At 32.5% G+C, this 19,346-nt stretch carries 19 protein-coding genes and 4 pseudogenes; 3 read left to right on the top strand and 20 right to left on the bottom strand.

Annotated features, from left to right (window positions below):
- Positions 1–46: 46 nt before the first annotated feature.
- From BAU28_RS20695 to BAU28_RS20705, 3 genes are all read right to left on the bottom strand, one after another.
- Entirely contained in the window at positions 47–754 is a 708-nt protein-coding gene (locus BAU28_RS20695) for an IS6 family transposase (protein ID WP_071719806.1), read from the bottom strand.
- A 137-nt stretch (positions 755–891) separates the two neighbouring features.
- Positions 892–1,122 carry a hypothetical protein gene (locus BAU28_RS20700; protein WP_071719807.1) on the bottom strand — a complete coding sequence of 77 codons (231 nt, stop codon included), beginning with the start codon at positions 1,120–1,122 and terminating at the stop codon, positions 892–894.
- 31 nt (positions 1,123–1,153) lie between these two features.
- The gene (locus BAU28_RS20705) at positions 1,154–1,702 is read right to left on the bottom strand and encodes a hypothetical protein (protein WP_071719808.1); all 549 of its coding nucleotides are present in this window, start codon (positions 1,700–1,702) and stop codon (positions 1,154–1,156) included.
- A gap of 979 nt (positions 1,703–2,681) precedes the next feature.
- On the opposite strand from BAU28_RS20705, the pseudogene BAU28_RS20710 reads away from it, so the two are divergent.
- Positions 2,682–3,056: pseudogene (locus tag BAU28_RS20710) on the top strand (hypothetical protein); the annotation flags it as partial.
- A gap of 56 nt (positions 3,057–3,112) precedes the next feature.
- Here the strand turns inward: BAU28_RS20710 and BAU28_RS29995 are convergent.
- The 5 genes and pseudogenes from BAU28_RS29995 to BAU28_RS31070 all read right to left on the bottom strand — a co-directional run.
- Positions 3,113–3,193 (bottom strand): annotated as a pseudogene (locus BAU28_RS29995) (IS6 family transposase); the annotation flags it as partial.
- Positions 3,194–3,385: 192 nt separating this feature from the next.
- Complete coding sequence (locus BAU28_RS20715; protein WP_071719809.1) at positions 3,386–5,245, bottom strand: sensor histidine kinase; 1,860 nt, start codon at positions 5,243–5,245, stop codon at positions 3,386–3,388.
- Between the two features lie 704 nt (positions 5,246–5,949).
- Complete coding sequence (locus BAU28_RS20725; RefSeq protein ID WP_071719810.1) at positions 5,950–6,603, bottom strand: YkyA family protein; 654 nt, start codon at positions 6,601–6,603, stop codon at positions 5,950–5,952.
- A gap of 16 nt (positions 6,604–6,619) precedes the next feature.
- Entirely contained in the window at positions 6,620–7,417 is a 798-nt protein-coding gene (locus BAU28_RS20730; protein WP_071719811.1) for a peptidoglycan-N-acetylglucosamine deacetylase, read from the bottom strand.
- A gap of 80 nt (positions 7,418–7,497) precedes the next feature.
- On the bottom strand, positions 7,498–7,710 hold the full coding sequence (locus BAU28_RS31070) for an N-acetylmuramoyl-L-alanine amidase (protein WP_071719812.1): 213 nt from the start codon (positions 7,708–7,710) through the stop codon (positions 7,498–7,500).
- A gap of 947 nt (positions 7,711–8,657) precedes the next feature.
- On the opposite strand from BAU28_RS31070, the gene BAU28_RS20740 reads away from it, so the two are divergent.
- Positions 8,658–8,933, top strand: a complete 276-nt coding sequence (locus BAU28_RS20740) for a hypothetical protein (RefSeq protein WP_071719813.1) — start codon at positions 8,658–8,660, stop codon at positions 8,931–8,933.
- 233 nt (positions 8,934–9,166) lie between these two features.
- Here BAU28_RS20740 and BAU28_RS20745 read toward each other — a convergent pair.
- From BAU28_RS20745 to BAU28_RS20775, 7 genes and pseudogenes are all read right to left on the bottom strand, one after another.
- Positions 9,167–9,613: pseudogene (locus BAU28_RS20745) on the bottom strand (tyrosine-type recombinase/integrase); the annotation flags it as partial.
- Between the two features lie 548 nt (positions 9,614–10,161).
- Positions 10,162–11,112, bottom strand: coding sequence for a nucleoside hydrolase (locus tag BAU28_RS20750; RefSeq protein ID WP_071719814.1), 951 nt, complete (start codon positions 11,110–11,112; stop codon positions 10,162–10,164).
- 304 nt (positions 11,113–11,416) lie between these two features.
- Positions 11,417–11,599 carry a hypothetical protein gene (locus tag BAU28_RS20755; protein ID WP_071719815.1) on the bottom strand — a complete coding sequence of 61 codons (183 nt, stop codon included), beginning with the start codon at positions 11,597–11,599 and terminating at the stop codon, positions 11,417–11,419.
- Between the two features lie 590 nt (positions 11,600–12,189).
- Positions 12,190–12,588 (bottom strand): VOC family protein, encoded by a 399-nt coding sequence (locus BAU28_RS20760; protein ID WP_071719816.1) that lies wholly within the window; start codon positions 12,586–12,588, stop codon positions 12,190–12,192.
- Between the two features lie 403 nt (positions 12,589–12,991).
- Positions 12,992–13,267 (bottom strand): barstar family protein, encoded by a 276-nt coding sequence (locus tag BAU28_RS20765; protein WP_071719817.1) that lies wholly within the window; start codon positions 13,265–13,267, stop codon positions 12,992–12,994.
- A 405-nt stretch (positions 13,268–13,672) separates the two neighbouring features.
- Positions 13,673–13,849 (bottom strand): annotated as a pseudogene (locus tag BAU28_RS20770) (ribonuclease domain-containing protein); the annotation flags it as partial.
- Positions 13,850–13,988: 139 nt separating this feature from the next.
- On the bottom strand, positions 13,989–15,425 hold the full coding sequence (locus BAU28_RS20775) for an IS4 family transposase (RefSeq protein WP_071719818.1): 1,437 nt from the start codon (positions 15,423–15,425) through the stop codon (positions 13,989–13,991).
- A gap of 58 nt (positions 15,426–15,483) precedes the next feature.
- Here BAU28_RS20775 and BAU28_RS20780 point away from each other — a divergent pair, with 58 nt between their 5' ends.
- The gene (locus BAU28_RS20780) at positions 15,484–15,762 is read left to right on the top strand and encodes a DDE-type integrase/transposase/recombinase (RefSeq protein ID WP_276327761.1); all 279 of its coding nucleotides are present in this window, start codon (positions 15,484–15,486) and stop codon (positions 15,760–15,762) included.
- 39 nt (positions 15,763–15,801) lie between these two features.
- On the opposite strand, the gene BAU28_RS20790 is transcribed toward BAU28_RS20780, so the two are convergent.
- The 5 genes from BAU28_RS20790 to BAU28_RS20810 all read right to left on the bottom strand — a co-directional run.
- On the bottom strand, positions 15,802–16,914 hold the full coding sequence (locus BAU28_RS20790; protein WP_071719819.1) for a GerAB/ArcD/ProY family transporter: 1,113 nt from the start codon (positions 16,912–16,914) through the stop codon (positions 15,802–15,804).
- Between the two features lie 509 nt (positions 16,915–17,423).
- Entirely contained in the window at positions 17,424–17,852 is a 429-nt protein-coding gene (locus BAU28_RS20795; RefSeq protein ID WP_071719820.1) for a hypothetical protein, read from the bottom strand.
- A gap of 307 nt (positions 17,853–18,159) precedes the next feature.
- Positions 18,160–18,693, bottom strand: coding sequence for a hypothetical protein (locus BAU28_RS20800; RefSeq protein ID WP_071719821.1), 534 nt, complete (start codon positions 18,691–18,693; stop codon positions 18,160–18,162).
- Between the two features lie 105 nt (positions 18,694–18,798).
- Complete coding sequence (locus BAU28_RS20805; RefSeq protein WP_071719822.1) at positions 18,799–19,062, bottom strand: hypothetical protein; 264 nt, start codon at positions 19,060–19,062, stop codon at positions 18,799–18,801.
- Positions 19,063–19,152: 90 nt separating this feature from the next.
- A partial coding sequence (locus BAU28_RS20810; protein WP_116500419.1) for a DDE-type integrase/transposase/recombinase occupies positions 19,153–19,346 on the bottom strand: 194 nt, incomplete at its 5' end.

Below are 19,346 nucleotides of genomic sequence, written 5' to 3' on the forward strand. Positions count from 1 at the left end.
TACCTTATTAGAGACATAGAACGGAAACATCCTGTTAACGGGGAGATTAAACAACTAATCCAAACAATTTATGAATGAATTCAACTTCATTTTGGGCAGATTTCACCCTTTGATGAAGTTGCCCTTTTTTCATCATATGTATTGCTTCGATGCCACTTATAATTAAAGTAGCTGTACGAAGTGACTGCAATCCTAACATAGAACGAACTCGCTTCTTTATAAAACGATGATCTTGTTCCACTATGTTATTCAAGTACTTTTGTTGTCTAAGTCGCATATCACCAGGTATGCTTTTTTCCTTTTTCAACTGTTCCATTGCTATAGGATAAACTGGATTTTTATCGACTGTTATAACACGGGGTTTTGAAACATGAAAAGACTGCAAGGCCTTCTTGAAAAAGCGCTTTGCAGCCTTCTGATCTCTTGTTTTGCTTAGGTAAAAATCGATTGTATTTCCTTTCGAATCAACAGCACGATACAGGTACATCCACTGACCTTTTACTTTGATATATGTTTCATCGACTCTCCAGGAGTCATTTGTTTGTTTAAGGTGACGTCGGATTCGTTTGTCCAATTCAGGACCGTACTGATGAACCCAACGCATAATCGTTGTATGAGAAATGGATAAGCCCCGTTCCTCCATCATTTCTACTAAATCACGAAAAATGAGGTTGTACCACAGGTACCATCTTACCGTTAACAAAATAATATCAGGTTGATAATGCTTCCATTTGAATACATTTTCCTTTTCCATACCAATCACGCACCTTCTTTAGATTAGTAGTATCAGTATGGCCAAGATTTGTAGACTTATTGCAATTGTCCTGAAGTTTTTACACCAGAACCTAAAAAATGAACAAAAAAAGAGCTTTATTAAAGCCCTTTTTTTGTTCATTTTTTATTATTCTTTATTTCTTCTGTTACTGTATCAATAGTTTTCATGTTTACTAACCAAAAAATACTTACAAGAAAATAATATATCCCCACGATTGATAAATTATCTGATAAATTATCCCACATAGTTTTTTCTAAAATAAACTTTCCCCAGATAACAGATACTGTGAAATATGTGAAAGGAGTAACTAAATATACCATTACATACAAAAGTTTATGGACATTCATAATTCAAACCTCCTTTTAAAATATAACTATATCAACCATATTGATAAGTACATTTACCGCCATAATAAACAAGAGTTCCTGCTAAACCAACAGCATTCGAGCCGATAGCAAACTTAACTAATAATTTAGCTGCTTCTTTATAAGCTTTTTTCTCAAGATATGCCCACAATCCACCTTCAAGAGCTGCTGTAACAGCTGCTACTCCAAAATGATCTTTTATAGCATCAACCATACAATCTGTCCATGCACTTCGTTTATATCTATTAAATGGATTTTTAGCTTTATCAGCGTTTATTTCATCAATCATAGTAATATCATTTTTTAAATTATTAGCATAGTCGGCGCCATATTTATTTTCAATTTTATTAAAATCAAAAACTTTTTCTCCATTTTGAATTACTAGTGCTTCTTCATTTAAAAATCTTAATTGCTCAGCTAATTCATTTATTTGTTTTTCTTCCTCTAATGATTGAACTGATACTTTTGGGGTTTCAGCAGATACAGAAAAACTAGGCATCACAAAACCAATCCCTATAGATAACGCCAATGAAGTACATAAAAATTTACTTTTTAATCCCATTCTTATAACCACCCTTTATATTTTTACACTTATTAGTATATAAGAATACTACCTAACACCAATATGCATCTGTGCATATTGGTGTTACAAAAGTTTACAATTTCATCTATTTTTGTAACCTTTTGTTCCATTTCATTGTGCGAAGAATTTTTTTAATAAAAATAAAGAGTAAGAGCTATTTTATGGACGACTGATTTAGGCGGCAAGCACAATGGTACAAGCAAACCGAATATCATATACATGCTTAGTTAACATAACGTCTCATTATTGGTAGCAAGGACATAGTCGACCCCTACTCTTACAAGGGATCCACCTTTTCTTTTTCTATAACTCTATTCATTTTTTTATATATTCCTATCCTGGCGTGGGTTTTAGGGTTCTCGTTTGTTATTGGATTAGCCAAAAAGCTGTATAAAATCTTGCATACTCTTAGCGTAGTTTTTTTCCGAAATGTTAGCGGTATCCCTAATAACATTTACTATCCGTCAATCCGAAGAACAAAAAGAACTTGTAGGAATCCCTACAAGTTCTTTCGAGTTTAAGGTGAACATACGGGACAAACAAACTATCATCATAGAAACTACAGGGGTAATACTTTGACAAATATATTATATAACAAATATTAACATTCATAGATTTTAATTTTGAAAATTATGTTAATTAAGAAAACAGAATGGTTTATCATTTTCTTTTCCTAAAAAATCCATTTCAGCTTTATATCATCTGCATCTCATCTTTACAGGGTCCAATTATATTTGTACTTGTAACACATATTAAAACAAGGAAAAGAGGAAATAATATGGCAAAATTTAATGCGAAATTATTAACGACACTAGGTATTTCAACAGCATTATTAGTAGGAGCTGGTAGTACCTATGCAGCTCAAAAAGAAAAAAATGATTCAGTAACAACAAAAGCCTCGACTGAAAATGTTTCGGTAGAAAAAACAATAAAAGCACCAACTTCTGAAGAAATTGAATCAGTATTACAAGGAGAACCTACACCGCCAAATATTAAAGTAGAAGGGTTATTTTCTACAAATGGGAAGCCTGATTATACTGCTGATTTCTATTTAAACGATGCAAAACTATTTTCTTTATTAAAAATTAGCGCAACAGAATTAAAACAAGAATTAGCTAAAGGTAAAACTGTTGTAGAGATTGCAGCAGATAAAAATGTTTCTAAACAACAAGTGATTGATGTGATTTCAAACACACAAATTGACGTACAAATTGAAGGTGAACAAAATGGAGAAACTCCTAAAAGCAACCGTTCAAAGGAAGAAATGTTAAAGGATATTGAGCCAAAAGTATTACAGGTTATTGAGCATAAAACAGAAACACCGTGGAAGTAGTAAGGGTTTTGGTGCAAAAAAGAATAAAATGCATATATTCCTAATGGACTTGTATCTTATGCTACAAATCCAAACAATTGATGGGTGAATTCTTTTTGATTTTGGACAGACTGGTACCGTAAATCAATCTGTTCTTTATTAAAGTACTAGTATCAGTATATCCAAGTTTAGGAGATTACTTGCAAGAGGCTTCGTTTTTTTGCACCAGAACTCACTACATTATTTCGAGGAATTTTGTACGTTTAGACACAAATGAACCTATTCTCTTTATGTTAAGGAAAAGGTAAAGATACCATCAAAATAAATGAAAAAAGTGTAGAACCTCCATTCTACACTTTTTTCTGTAAATAGAAATAAAACAACACGCCATCAACTGTATTATGCACCCCATACTCAGCTCCATGAAGTTCTAAAATATTTTTTGTAATGGCTAGTCCAAGACCTGTTCCACCTTGTGAACGTTGACGTGCTGTATCAACTCGGTAAAAACGATCCCAAATTTTATCTAATTGATCTTCTTCAATATGGGCACCTTTATTTTCGATGCAAACTTTTATGCGACTTGGCTCATCTATTGTAGAAATAATAATATCCTTTTTTTCTGGCGTATAACGAATAGCATTTGTGATAAAGTTTGTGAGTACTTGTTCTATACGATGATAATTTGCAATGACTTCAGTTGCAGCAAGATGTGTGTGAACATATAATTGCTTTTTTGTTATCTCCAAAGATAATTGTTCACATATATGCGTAATGGCTTTTTCAATGCAAAAAACATCCATTTGCATTTTATACGTACCAGATTCAAATTTTGCTAACTCAAGCATATCTACAATTAACATATCCATCTTATCTACTTCTTTTTCCATTGCCTTAAAGTAATACTCTTTCTTATGACTTGCAACACCATCTTTTAAGATAGAAATACAACTTTTCATAATACTTAGAGGAGTCTTTAACTCATGCGATACCCCTGAAATAAATTCTTTTCTTGTGTTTTCCAATTGTTTTTCTTTCTCTATGTCTCGCTGTAACTGCTCAATATGTGAATGTAATGTATTTGAAAGTAAATTAATATTTTGAGATAAATCACCAATTTCATCTTTTGACATGACTGGAACCCTTTCCGAGAAATCTAAGTTTGCAATTTTCTTGGTTGTCTTGTTTATTTGTAATAAGGGCCTTGCAATCTTTTTTGAATAGTAAAAAGAAGCTAGAAAAATAAGAAGCAACACAAACATAATAATATATACATAATACTCTTGTATCATTTGTACAGCTTCATCAACCGGCTGCAACGAAGTCATTGAAAAAATGTATGTTATTGCACCGCTTTTATCCTTTATCGGTTTTATTATAAGCTTATATTTAATATCATTCTGCTCATAATCGATTTCTTGTAATGAATCATAGTTAGTAGTCTCTTCATTTAGCAATAAGTTTGCCTGAAACTCTTGTATCCTTTCCATAAATAAGTTATTTGTATAAGCAAAATTCGATTGTGTACTGTCAGCCGAAAGTTGAACTTTTGTTATTTTCCCTTCTATATATTTTTGAGGTACTTGTTCATCAAGTTCTTTTTTCAGTTCAAGCTTCTCTTTTTCAAAGTACTCTTTAGAACTATATTTATTTTTAAGTTTTTGTACAATTTCATTTATTTTTTTTTCTAATGCCGGATTTATCAAATTTGGAGTTGCTATTTTGAAGAATACAGAATAAGGAATGAACGTAGCATTTTTTTCTATCCCCGCCACAGTAACTGTTTCTCCTAAAGGGAATACTTCATTTGAAATATTCCTCGCATGATCGTCCGCAACCTTGAAATTATACAGTGGTATGGTAATTGTAGAATTTGCGAATTGAGTTTCTTTATTTTTAGACGGATTTAATGTTACTTCTAAATAAAAATCATTTACATTCTTTAAATTACCATTACTATCTAATGCTGTAATCCATGTATTATGTTCTCGATAGAAATCTTGTTCTAACTTTTGAATGACTTGTGAATTCCCTTCACTATGTAAATAATCAGTTTCAAAAGATTTCATGTTTGTTTTGATATCATTCACTTTTTTATGGGCATAAAATTGTTTGAAGAATATTGTTTGTCCAACAAAAATGGTTGCCAAGATCAAAATACACAACACTGTTGTTAACATAAATAATTTTAATACAATTCCTCTTTTCATACTGTATCCTCCAATTTACAACTCGCTCGAACAATGGTTATAACACTCTTAGATTTATCTTTCCATTTATTTCGCAGTTTACTATACACTCATCATCAACGAATTCATAGCCCCATTTTTTTGTAATTAATTGCTCTCTCGTTATGACCACAACTTAACTTGGCGTTAAGTATGTAATTCCGTATGAGTGAAGCTAATGTCTTTTCCTTCTAGTGTGGCTATAGGTAATAGGAACTGTACATAGATAATATATGAATTGCATAATTCTTTTTTAAAGGTGCGACTGTCGAATGGTTGTTTCGTTCTTGCTAGTAAGAATGGAGGAATATAAAGTTATGTACGTAATTATCTAACTCCTAACTTAAAAACCAAGTGACGTATCAGCTTTATCAACGCGAGCCATCAACGTAATGATAGGAACATCTGAGAACTTACGTATGAGATTGGTCGATAAACAAACCAACCAGCTACTTGTGGTACATGATATCAAAAATAACTAAATGAAATTTCTTTTCTTTAAATAAGGACAATGCTTCCTTCTCATCTATTGCTTCTACTACTTCATATCCTAAATCTAATTAAAATGACTACTGAATAAAATAGCCAAATTGTTCTTGATTATCAAGAATAATTTGGCTTTTAAGATTCGGACTGTAAAAAACTACCCCGAGAAATACACTTCGCTTTTTACAATCATTTTATTTTTAAATTTCTTTAATTTTAATATTTGCTTGTTTATAAAAGGTTAATTTGTTCTGATTATACTCATTCGTGTATGTATTAAATTTATCCTGATCTGAATGAATTTGTTCATAAGACTGATTGATTGTTTTTACTTTCTCATGAATTGATTTAAGTCTTTCATCTTTTGCTTCTAGCATTTTGTACAGTTCTTGTTCTAATTGTAATGATTTTTTATAGTCATCATACAATTTTTTGAAAGATTCACCACGATTTTTATACATATCTTGAACTTTTTTAGCCTGTTCTTGTAATTTCTTATCATCTAATTTCTTTATATAGTTATCAACAGACTTCACTTCATTTTGTGCATTTTCTAAGGTAGCTTTCTCTTTCTCTAATACTTTTTTACGATCATGTATGTTTGTTACAGCCTGATCTAACTTTTCCTTCACTACTTGATTATTTTCTTTTCCTTCAAGCGTAATTTGATTATATAACTCTAGTCCTTGCTTTTCTAATGTTGCTAACTTTTTTGTATCTTCGGATAGTGTCTTTTCTTGTTTTGTAGCACTTTCAAATGCTACATATAATTTCTCTTCTGGTTTTTCTCCTAAACAGCCTGACAGCAAAGTTACTGATAAAACCATAATAAATGCAAGGTTTCTATATATCATCTGCAATTCCTCCTACTTAGATGCGATTATCCTTCCAAAAATTTAATGGGAAGTGAGAAGCTTCATCATATACTTCAAATTCATAACCTTTACTACGAAGATCATCAATAATTCTTTGCAACGCCTGTACTGTCTGTGGTTTTTCATGCATTAAAATTACTTCGCGATTTTCCTTAACCTGAGAAATTGTTTTTTGAACAACAGCATCTGGATTTCCTGAGAACCGCCAATCTGAAGAATCTATTGTCCAATCCCATTCTTTCATGCCGACATTAACCATTTTATCTCGTAATTCTTGTTTAAGTCCGGGCATACTCCCATATGGACAACGAACAAGATTTGGATGAATTCCAGTTACTTCTTTCATGATATTTTGCGCTTGTTGCATTTCTTCGACAAATTTTCCTTGCGTATACAGTTTTCCAAAATCATGTGTCATACTATGAACACCTGGATAGTGCCCTTCATTTACTAAGCGTTTTACACTTTCTTTATGAGCTGGGATATTTCCACCAATCATGAAGAAAGTCCCTTTTATATTATTTCTCTTTAAAATATCTAAAATTTCTTTTTGAAATTGACTTGGTCCATCATCAAATGTTAAATATGCTACTTTACGAACCTGACCATTATATTGATCTGGTGCTGTTTTTTTCATTTCTCCCTTTGTTTGCTCACTTGCCAGTTGAACACTATTTTCTTGGTTCATTACCCCTTTGGCAGGTGAAGTGAAGAATTGAAACATAAAAATTCCTAGTGTGATACAAGCAACTAGGGATATAATCGCCGTTATTTTTATTCCTTTTGTAAACATTTTAGTATGTCCTTTCTAGTAACTTTTAGTTTTAGATTTTTATGTAATACAATAGTAATTGCTAGATTTTACACCCCTATCTATTGCCTGTATATGTTTGAATAAATGTTCGTGTATCGTTTCTGCCAATGTTTGTTCTTGTAATAGCAGGTTATTACTCTTTTTACATCATTAGTTATGGAACCATCATAATGACTACTAAAAAAGTGATTAGTTGATTTATTTTGAGAAATAGCTAAGCAATTTTTTAATGATACTAACGTATTATCTTCACGCGTTAAAATCACAGTCATTCCTTTTCTCTCGAGGTGTTTTCGAGTGTTTATAGCTCTTTTTCTCTGGTTTCATTTAATCCAATAGATCCGGGAACATTGCCTCCGTGTCCTGGGTCCATGATTCTAATTTTTTCTGGGATTTTGATTTTGAATTTAATAAAAAATAAACTGATAAAAAACATATAAATATTAGTTAGGGTATATAATTATTTTTTTCCATAAAAAAAAAGCCTCTCTTAATCAACTTGTTTTTGGTTAATATGTTTACAATTAATAGACTTGGTTAAAGTAAAAATAATATCGTGATTGTTATAAAACTCCTATAAATATAACAATGCATACGGTATATTGATAAAATTCAGTTTGGTTAACCATCTATAAATTCTGTCATACCTTTTAAGTACGCTTATATGATACATGTTTTATGTAAAGATAAAATGCAGATAAAATGCATTTTATCTGCATTTTCATCTGCAAACAGAGGCATCACTCACACATGGGGTACAGCCAAGATATGTGTAAAAATAGGCCGTAGACTTACTTTTATTATCAACTACAACTTATTGAGTTTATAAGGAAGTTGCCTTAGTGTACAGAATTCGCAAATTGTTGGTGCTACACCGTATAGTCCATCTACGGAAATAGGTAGGCTCTTTAACGCATAAAGAAAAGACACCCCTATAAGGGGTCCCGCCAACCAAATGACATAAAACCCACACTAAGACATTTTTTGGAAGATAAAAACCGAGTTTTTCTTCGCTAAGCGTATAACTCATTAAATAAGTTGCCCTAAATAAGTGTTGCAAAAATTAAAGGAGATGCTATTTTACGGCTACTTATGGAAATTAAGGGATTATTTTGTATAATTGAGAAAATGTATGAGGCTGGTGTAAATTTAGGGGAATCCAATATTTTCTATTTAAATATGATAGAATAGAAATATATCTAGAACGGAGGAAAAACAACTGAACTCAAACACAAAACAGTTTATTTATGATATCCAGCAAAGAAAGAACAATTATATGGAAGATGTATTAAAAGCAATACAACACCCTAAAAAAGAGCAATCTGAACAAGTCATTCAAAATATAGTAGAAAAGATGGATATGATGATTAGTTTAGTTACTACTTACATGACTATTGAATCAGAATCTATGAAAGAATTAAAAGAACTTCAGGAAGAAATTATTCATGCTCAAGCATATATTCAAAAACGAAAATTTGAAGAAACACAGAGATAAAACTCTGTGTTTTTATTCGGTAGTCTATGACGCCAATCTGTTATGAATCAAATTAGATGTATTTTGGTTCTAAATTCAACTTGTGTTATGGAGTTTTGAGAATCCCTTAGCGTATAAAAGCGTTAAAATGTGCGTCCTATCCCATACCCATAAACAATTAATCTTTTTTCAAAACGTTTATACTTTGTTATAAACGATTAAACATTATTTCAAATCCACATTAAAAATTTAAATTAGATTCGGAATGTATCAAGTACATTATCCTTTTCTTCTTTATTAATTCCAATGTAACTTAGTGTAATTTGTGGTGTACTATGATTCAATATTTCTTGTAACATAGCAATATCCTTTGTTTGCTTGTAAAACCAATATCCAAATGTTTTACGCATGGTATGGGTACCTAAAGATTCGACTGCGGCAAAATCCCCGGCTTTTTGTAACTGTCGATAGGCTTGAATTTTACTAATAGGTTTATCACCTTTTCGAGAAGGAAATAACCAGACACTTTTTAGACTTTCAGCGTATGGAAATACTTCCTCAAAAATAGATGTAATATTTATGATACGTTCCTTTTTTGTTTTTCCTTCTTTAACTTTAAATTCTTTCCGCTTTTTTCGCTTTAATTTTAAAATATCATTCGTTTCCATTTTAAGTAAATCACTTACACGTAATCCAGATATGGACAGCTCATTTACATAATTATCATTATCGGAAGTTCTATTTTAGTAAACTCATAGCAACTACAATACATCCAACTATAAATAATTCTTTTTTAAATATGTATTTTTATCTTTACAGATTTTGCGATACGGGAAAGCCCATATCGGACTTTAGTCCGCCTTTAGGCATGGGATGAAAGGATCGCTATTTCATAGAAAAACAGTTGTGTTTTGGTTATACTGAAACTATAGACAAGTACAAGTCTTTAAAACGACATTGTGTTCCTTGAAAACAAGATATCATATGGAGTTCGGTAGCCAAATTCATGCTATCGGTAAAATGATATGTGTCGTCAAGAACAAGACGCTCAAACATCTGAACACGAACCTGTACGGTATGGTGATAGTACCGTAGCTCACGAACCTATACGGTCTGTCGTGAGAGTGGTGATGGCACACCGCAATCTTGCACGTCAGCGATACCAGAAATGGACTTCGCCTTTGGTAGCAAGAATCCCACTGACGTTAGTCTGCTTGCCCCTTTAGGGGGGAGTGTCAATTAGGATATTCTACAGTCTTTTCCTTAAAAATGTTTCCATAATATCTCTCTTAAATCTTTCGTAATTGAACTGAAAAGCGACATTATGTGTTTTATAACCTGGATTTGTCACAAAACGAAAGTCTGCGATACTTTGACCAAATCCTTCTCCTTGATCGGGAATTACTTTGATGGGCACTTTTGACAGACGAACTGCATCTGGATTCAACAAATACCATATTGTTACAAAATCATGCATAGGGCTTCCTCCTATACCAGGATTCGATTTAGAGTAGAAATTATAGTAGTAGTCTAACATAGGTTTGATGATGAGTCCTGCAAGGTCTTGTGTATTCCGGTGAAATGCATCAATTTGTTGAACCATTTCAGGTGTAACAATCGCGTGTTGGGTGACGTTTAATGGAATAATTGTCAAATTCTTTACATGCTGCAGAATTAAATTTGCTGCATAAGGGTCTGCGTAAAAGTTAGCTTCAGCCACAGCAGTCACGTTTCCGGGGTAAAAAAAGGCTCCACCCATGCAAATGTATTCTTTCACACTCCGCATTGCTTCTAAATTCAAAATAAATGACGTAGCTAATGAGGAAAGTCTTCCCAAATTGATAATTGTAAGATCGTCTAAATTTGAGTTTATAATTTTGTAAATATCATTTATGGGGTAAATTGGATAAGGGATTTCAGGTGGAATGATAGGTCCTAGTCCTACTTTTCCATGTACTTCAGGAAAATATTGAACCAATATACCTGTTAAAGGTATAGAAGCACCGAGAAATACGGGTATCTCTTTCCTTCCCGAAATATACTTCAAATAGTTAATATTTTTTATAGCATTCTCTCTCGATACATTTCCATAATCCGCTACAATTCCTACAAGTTGGATATCTTTACGAAAAAAGGTGTACAAAATAGCAAACGCATCATCAATTCCCAAATCTGTAAACAAGAGAACTTTTTTGGGCATAAGTTTTCCTCCAAAAGCCATAAAATTTTATTTTTACTAAGGATGTAATGAATAGGCTTGTACTATATTTGATATATATTTTATATATTCTTCAATAGTACATTCTGTTCATCTATAACTTTAGATATCTTATATGTGTTTGCATCTAAAAAAGTATTTTTGTTTTGTATATCGTATACAAGTCCAGTTTACATAACGTCTCATTATAGGGATTCAATATATTTAGAAGACTATTAAAAGTCCTCTAGTTCGTTTAACTGGAGGACTTAGTTGCAAGAAGATAAATGGGTATCACTTTTTTGTTTTATTTTTTCTCACTAATTTTAAGCCGTTTGACATTTCCGAAAAATGTGCTCCCAATTATGAATATAACGGAAGAAAGATACATTGCTATCCCTGAATATTTATTGTCAAAAATTGTAGTATTAAGTAAATTAATAAACATCATCAATATAAGTGATATGTACAATCCATTAATATATTTCACTTATGCCCCTCCCTTTTTTTTCTTTCATCTCTTTTTTCGGCAACTTCTATGTAATAAATAGTGGTTTCTAAGGCATTATTTAGAATTTCCTTTTTCCCTATTTTACCATTTAAAAGAAGTGATATGTTGTTTGATTTTGGTTGTATATTGTATACATACTTGGTTAATATAACGTCTCATTATCGGTAGCAAGAACAAGAAGGAACCCTACTCTCTCAAGGGAACCCCTTTTTTCGTTCTATGGACCTATGCATTTTTTTATACATTCCTATTCTGGTGCGGTTTTAGGTTTCTCGTTTGTTATTAGATTAACCGAAAAACCGTATAAAATCTTGCATGTTCTTAGGGGTCACCATATATGAGCGCTACGTATTTGGCTTTCTCAATGACCAACATTACTTAACGTGGTAAAATAATATTTGGATGGGAGTCCAATGTTATTAAAATTAAAGTGGTTATCAAGTCGGAGGAAGGCACCTTAGGGTGTCTTTTCTTTTTAAAATGTAAAAGACAATAAAGTCGTTTAAAAATCTAAGGTTTATTCAACAATAGAGCCCTTTAGTTGAGGAGAGGGTGGTTATGCGGACTAACTACTTAGCCGTCGTCCCATGAACTCTTTTTATTGTTTCATCCTTTTCATTTTCATTCAAATATTCGAAAAAACCTAAGCGATTCCCCCATGGGTCTGTAAAGCTACCCCATTTTACGGGAACCTCTTCTCTTGAATATATTTCAAAAGGCTCAATATTTAATTCCTTTATCATTCTATCCTTTTCAGCCTCTATATCCATCACACCCATGCGTATAGGACCGCTACCTTCTGTTGGTGTTCCCTCGGCTACCTGTAACCAACTCCCGGGTACGAGTTCAAACTCAATAAATCCTTCATGGGGTACAAAATCAGGCTCTTTATTCAGTAGTGACTTGTACCATTCCTTTCCCTTTTCAAAGTCTGAAACACGAACTTGCACAGTCGTTTCAATAATCACCATAACCCCTCCATTTTTTAAACATCGACCTTAATCTACTTCAACACAATTGTATACATTCCTTCTTTGCTGATATTCAACAAAATAGTCCGGTTGTTCAATATCATGACTGGTGTTTTTTAAACAACTTTATTATGTTTAAAACGACTTTATTGTAAATTAAACAACTTTATTATCTCTGTACATCAACTTTGTTCAAAACATCGCGTCTTTTTTATAAACACCGTGACTTTATTTAAAAGCGACACAAAAAATAAATTACTTTTCCCTTAATCACAACTAGGGATACGGAAACGATTCTGGGTATGAGGGGCCACTCTGAAAAAATATTCAAATTGATACAATAAAAAACGTAGAAAATAATTATTTCTACGTTTTTTATGTTTACCTAAGGCCCTTTTAATTATTTTACAACAATATAGAACTTACCTGGCATTTCATTTTGTGCATCTTGGAATGTTTTTAAAATTAAATCTGCATAAGGTCCTAACATTTTTTGAGTATTCTCGAAAAATTCCCATTCTATTGTTATAGGAAGACCTATAAACCCAGTTAAACAGTCCCACAAAGCATCCGCATTTTCCCCATAAAAGCTAGGAAAATCTAATTGTTTTTTTAATGTTTGGTGCAATACTTCTTTACTAGTGAATTTTCTTCCATCCAATTTTACTATTTCCATAAATTCAATCCCTCTATTTCCTATTTTACAGAATTTACGATACGGGAAAGCCCACGCAGGACTTTAGTCCGTCTTTAGATGTGGGATGCAAGTATCGTTTTTGCGTAGCAAAACATGGTATACTTTATTCATAGTCATGCAAAAGACTTTAAAACGATTGTTCTCTGAAAACAGAATACATATGAGGTTGGGGTAGCAAATTCTTCTACTCCGTAAAATGTATTAAGTCGTCATGCAAAAGACGTAAAAACATTTGAGAACCAACAATCTGTACGGTATGGTCACAGTACCGTAGCCCACGAACCTATATGGTCTGTTGTGGGAGTGGTGATGGCACACCGCAATCTTGCACGTCAGCGATACCAGAAATGGACTTCGCCTTTGGTAGCAAGAATCCCACTGATGTTAGTCAGCTGGCCCCTTTAGGGGTGGGAGTGTCAATTCGGTAAATGTTTTATAATGATCAGAAGTCTTATACACTAATCCATCATTAGAATAAAGAATTCTATCATTCCCTCGATATCCTGATAAATAATTAATATCCGCTTCATACCAAGTCCTATTTGGAGCACTTGGTAATAGGGGTCACCATACATGCCCATCAACTTAAGAACGGAAATAAAATGAACTTTCGTTCAAATAAAATAAAAACTCTTAAAATACTTTTTCTCCTTAAAAATGGGCATGCCAAATAAACCTAAATAGGTATTATTTTTAAAGATTATGCAGTTTTCTTTTGTTTTCTAAATCCACTATATTCATAGATAACACCCATAATATCAAAGACTGTCTTTTTCTCATACCTATGAGATTTCCGTCCGTTTTTCTGTAGTAGGTGGAATAGGCGGATTAGAATCTTTGTTATTTCTTGGGTGTTTTTCTGTATAGCTTGATACAGAAGATATAAATAATCTTGGATCATTCCTATTGCTTTATATTCGCTTAACTCTCTTTTCTTCTTTTGTAAAAGCAGTTGACGCATTTTAAACATAGTAGAGGAGCACAGGAAAATAGCGATTAGCTTTCCATATAGTTGGCACTCTAATCGTTCCTGTTTTACATTACGATAATGGTCTATTTTAAAGAGTGATTTCCACGTTTTAAAGACAATCTCTATTTGCCAACGCAAAGTATATAACTCATGTACCTGTTCCATCGGAACCCATTCCCAAGGTGTGTTCGTCACATACACGTTTAATCCCGCTACCATTTTACTTTTCTCTGAGTACGTTCTATTTTTTGATTTTTCTTTTTCAGCAATCTTAGCCCGTCGTTTTTGAAGTTGTTTTTCTGTTAATCGATTAAAAATGACGCGTGCAAACAGTTGTTGCTTATCACCAATATAAGCATGTTTTAATTCAAATGTTTCTCCAGGCTGTAGTTGATTTAAAATCTGTTTCACATCAATTTGTATGTATTCCGATTGTTTCTTAATTGCACCATTTTTAAAGTATTCTGGGTTTGGATTTTTTACATATACATTCGTATTCAATTTTAAACGAGAAATATAGTATGTACCTCGTTGATCCATTTGATCTAAGTCTTCTAATGAAAAATAACCTAAATCACGAATACACAAGTCTCCTGGTCGTAAGGTATCTAGGCACTCTGTACCAAATGTTTTGTCATTATTTTTGCCTGGTCCAACTTGAAAATTAAGAAATTCCCCACTGTGCAGATCATATTCTAATTGAATTTTGATTCCTGCTGTTTGGGCACACCCTCCAGAGCCTGGATATACATTCTCTAAAGCATTTGGCACTTGAAATACAGTGGCATCCAGGATACGAATTCGCCCAAAATAAGAGAAGAGTTGGTTAGATATTTGCGTTTGTTCACAGACTTTTTGTTGTAATAGTAAAGAAAAAATATGTTGTAAAAACAAAACTGCTGTAACATTTAAACGTTTATTTAAGCCCTCAGGGCTGAGTAAAGTACCAGTAGCTGCATGAAGCTTGCTACATAATCGGACTAAGGGATCACTTGCCACCCGTTGGCTGATCCAAATACAAATGGTAGCTAAGTCTGATCCAGAAAACTTACGTTTTCGTTTTATAAATCCGATTTCTCTTGCAAGTTCTTCTAAGAATACAGGTGTAACATATCGTTGTAATTCTTCTGCAAATGGTAGTAGTTCATCTTGAATCGAGGGATTCATAAGAAAATGTCATCCTTTCTAATTTATCTTGTTTAAAAAGGATAACGTTTTTTGATATTTGAGGGTATTAAAATATCTTGAATTGATGGGCATGAAAGGTGACCCCATAAAGCTAAGACAAGTTAGATATCTCAATAATATAGTGGAACAAGATCATCGTTTTATTAAGAAACGTGTGCGTTCTATGTTAGGGTTAAAGTCTTTTAGCACAGCTACATCCATTCTTGCAGGAGTAGAAGCCATGCATATGATTAAAAAAGAACAGATTGATTTACAGGATCAGTCTGTTCAAAACCAGAAAGAATTCATTCATCAATTATTCGGACTTACAGCATAAAATACAATTCTGTTAGGAATATATGCGTTTTACTGGTTTTCATTTTATCTTTGCACCAGAACCCTTTTTTCTCTTTATTACGGTAATTACCAATAATATGGATGGGATAATTAGAATATAAAAAAAGTTAACCGTTGTTGCCAGATTTCCAAAGCGATTTATTTCTTTTTGACCATTTGGAAATATAGAAAGCATGTATACAATGGGTAGCAACATAAAGATACATGTTGTTTTTTTTATCTTTTTAGATATTGAAGTTAACAAAATCACTACCATATCTAAATATATTATAGTAGTTGAGAAAATAGTAATAATCCACGTCATAAAAAAAAACGAATCAAATCTGTCTAAAAAACCCCCTACTCTTACTTCTTTCCCCAATTCTAAAACCGGATATGCCAACGTACTAACAACACCTTGAGAAAACACACATATACAAACCAAATAGGTAATTGTGTATAGAATTACTACTAATAGCAATCCACTCACTACATATACTGGCGCTTTTTTAGGATTACTAACTATAGAATTATAATATAATACAGCCTCAAATCCTAAGAAAGCAAAACCTGCATTTTTGAAACTATAGATATAACCCTTTGGGGGAGTTTCTAAAATTGGAAATAGATGATGGAAATCAATATTATTTATATTTAATAAGAATGTTAAAACAAGCGCTCCTACAACAATATATAAACCGAAAATACATAATTGTATTAAAGCCATTCTTGATCCACACAAACCATATGCAATTACTAATAAAAACCCAAAAGCAATGATTTTAACGTCTGTATTTTCCAATAGAAACATGCTCACTATTTCAGAGATACTTCTTATCTCATAAGCAGCGATACTAAGGTAAATACATATAGCCATTAGCGAAAAAAGAAATGCCACAGGTTTTGAAACTAATGTACTTGTATATTCATAAAAGGACACTTGTGGAAAATAAGTAGTCAATTTTGTAGAAATCCATCCCAAAATAACAACTACAAGACCTGAACCTAACAATATAACCCATCCATCTGAAAATAAAGTCGTGCTTGCAATAGCATTAGGTAGCGAAAGTAAACCAATCCCACAAATATTACAAATCACCAAAGTTGCTAATTCTATCAGAGTAAGACTTCTATGATACGGATCAGAATTCATATTATGGTCACCAACTTAAAAATAATATAAATTAGTTTTACCTTTTGTCTAAACATTATTCATAATAATCCCATGTCTCATTAAAATAGAAAACTGATAATACCACTAACGAAAACACCGATCAGGAGTCCAAAAAACATAGGCCGTACTTAAATGAAAAAAATAAAACATCCCCCATGATATTTCACGGGGGATGTTTATAGGCCTCACCATACATCGCCATCAAGCTAAGAAAAGCAAATAACCCAAAATGAGAAAATCGGCATCTCCAGGTGAAAATGTACAATTTTTTGTTTTGGGGGCGTTATAAAATTCTTAAGTTGATGGGCATGGGGTCACCATATCATTTCGGGAAAATTGTACGTTTAGACACAATTTGGGTACATTTTATGGTAAGTCTAAAGTATTTTTTAGATATTAGATCTTGCTAATTAATATAGGACTCTATTTATATATCAAGCTCATTAATTATTTATCGAAAATCCGCTAATTTTGAATAAAAGTTATTTTTAAGCCCCTGTGAACCAATAAAGGGCAAAATAACTTTCTTCCGTTTCCATAACAAAGAACACATCATTCCAGTCTGGTTCATAAGCATATGCACATCTGATTCCACTACGAGGAAACTCGATAGGTTTGATATAAGGAGAATATCTGTTTCTTACTTCTGTAAATTCTTCTTTGGATATCATTTTCAATTCTTTTAGTTCTGCTCTAATTCTCTCTTCGAGTTCCTGCATAGTCATTTCTATCACATTTTTTCCTTTATACCAATACCAATGTGTATTTCTCCGTTCAATGAATAGGCATTGTACTGCAAACTCCTCCAAATCATTAATGCTGTCGTAGTTATTTTTTCTTTTGGTTTGTTCAAAAACGTATATTGTCTCTTCACATCCCCCTATTAATTCATCATCTTCAAATACAAAATATTTCACACTTACCACTCCTTAATTAATAATTTTTTGCTCTTTATGTATTACTTCTTGCCAAAAATATTATTTAGTCCACTAAGTAAAAGTGCCAAGCCGTAGAATAGATAAAATGTAATTATAAATATTTTTATGTTGTATCGAGATAATAAAGCTCTTTAATTTTATCTTCAGAAAGGCAATAACCTCCCATCAACAATATGATAGGAGGTTATTAAAGTTATTTAAAATTTGTTTTTTTATTTTAATGGTTTCGATTTTTGCAAATAATAATGTTGTTTAATTTGAGAAGCGAATATTAAAAACATACCCCTTAATACCTCGTGATTAAGTCTTCGTCTTCATATCTAGGGCCTCTCTCAACTTTACCATCTTTTGTTTTGATGACTTTTAGTCTAACTAACCACTGTGCTTCGTTGTATGTCTTTTCACTTACCCATACATTATGCTTTTTACCGTCTACCTCAACTACTAATGTTGGGTGTGTAACCATGAATCCTTTCTCTACATGCCTACCTACAACTTCTGCATTTAATGGTGTACCTTCTTCTACTAGTTTACTATCCTGATACCCCTCAATAATAGGTAATCCAATAAGTACAAAGAATATCAGTCCAAATACGATTACTTTCTTCTTTGTACTCCATTTATTCTTTTCTTTCAATTCTTTCTGTCTTGCTTCTCTTTCCTCTCGTTCATCCAAACTCTCATTTAAAGCGTCTTCCCATGCCTTGAGTTCTGCTTCGACTCTTGCTAGTTTTTCTAGTTGTTCATCGGTTGCTAACATCTCATATGAGTTATCTCCAACCAAACGAATTTCAGTACCATTTTCTTTTACTTCTTGCAAGTCTTTTTCTGTACAATCAAACTCTCGAATGATTTCTCCATGTTTGTTAACGAGTCTAACGTGAATGTTTTTTTCTCCTTCTTCTTAAACATCTGAACTACCCCTTTATTTGTTTCCTATCATAGATAACCCTATTGCAATTAAGATAAAGAAAACGATAATAAGGAAAGTCTTTCCTTTGCTTACTTGTGTTTTAGAACCTTCCAAGACAGCCCATATAAGAATTGGGAAAAGAAGAATACCAAGGAGAATGTCAACAAACTTGTTACTACTCTCCTTTAGTGGTTTTTCTTCTTCTACTATCGGTTTTATCTTAACAGATTCTTTTCTTATTTGTTTCGGTTTCTTTTTCTTACGTCTATGATTCACCCAACATACTCCTTTTAGAATAACTTTTTCCTAACTATAAAAATACCGGAACATCCCCATTTTCATCATACAGTATAAAAAGTATAAATTCTAATTAATACCATTTTTCATCATATGCATGGCTTCAACACCACTCAATATAGAGATTGCTGTTTTAAACGACTTGAATCCTAACATAGAACGAACTCGCCTTTTAATAAACCGGTGGTCTTGTTCCACTATATTATTGAGATATTTAACTTGCCTTAGTTGTATGCCTTCAGGCATATGTTTCTCTTCTTTCA

Source organism: Bacillus paramycoides, assembly GCF_001884235.1.
Taxonomy (GTDB): domain Bacteria; phylum Bacillota; class Bacilli; order Bacillales; family Bacillaceae_G; genus Bacillus_A; species Bacillus_A paramycoides.

Excerpts from the sequence above, each read along its gene's own strand:
- BAU28_RS20730 (WP_071719811.1), bottom strand. The coding sequence starts at position 7,417 with ATGTTTACAAAAGGAATAAAAATAACGGCGATTATATCCCTAGTTGCT.
- BAU28_RS20750 (WP_071719814.1), bottom strand. The coding sequence starts at position 11,112 with ATGCCCAAAAAAGTTCTCTTGTTTACAGATTTGGGAATTGATGATGCG.
- BAU28_RS20775 (WP_071719818.1), bottom strand. The coding sequence starts at position 15,425 with ATGAATCCCTCGATTCAAGATGAACTACTACCATTTGCAGAAGAATTA.
- BAU28_RS20715 (WP_071719809.1), bottom strand. The coding sequence starts at position 5,245 with ATGAAAAGAGGAATTGTATTAAAATTATTTATGTTAACAACAGTGTTG.
- BAU28_RS20725 (WP_071719810.1), bottom strand. The coding sequence starts at position 6,603 with ATGATATATAGAAACCTTGCATTTATTATGGTTTTATCAGTAACTTTG.
- BAU28_RS20790 (WP_071719819.1), bottom strand. The coding sequence starts at position 16,914 with ATGAATTCTGATCCGTATCATAGAAGTCTTACTCTGATAGAATTAGCA.
- BAU28_RS31070 (WP_071719812.1), bottom strand. The coding sequence starts at position 7,710 with ATGACTGTGATTTTAACGCGTGAAGATAATACGTTAGTATCATTAAAA.
- BAU28_RS20700 (WP_071719807.1), bottom strand. The coding sequence starts at position 1,122 with ATGAATGTCCATAAACTTTTGTATGTAATGGTATATTTAGTTACTCCT.
- BAU28_RS20765 (WP_071719817.1), bottom strand. The coding sequence starts at position 13,267 with ATGGAAATAGTAAAATTGGATGGAAGAAAATTCACTAGTAAAGAAGTA.
- BAU28_RS20695 (WP_071719806.1), bottom strand. The coding sequence starts at position 754 with ATGGAAAAGGAAAATGTATTCAAATGGAAGCATTATCAACCTGATATT.
- BAU28_RS20705 (WP_071719808.1), bottom strand. The coding sequence starts at position 1,702 with ATGGGATTAAAAAGTAAATTTTTATGTACTTCATTGGCGTTATCTATA.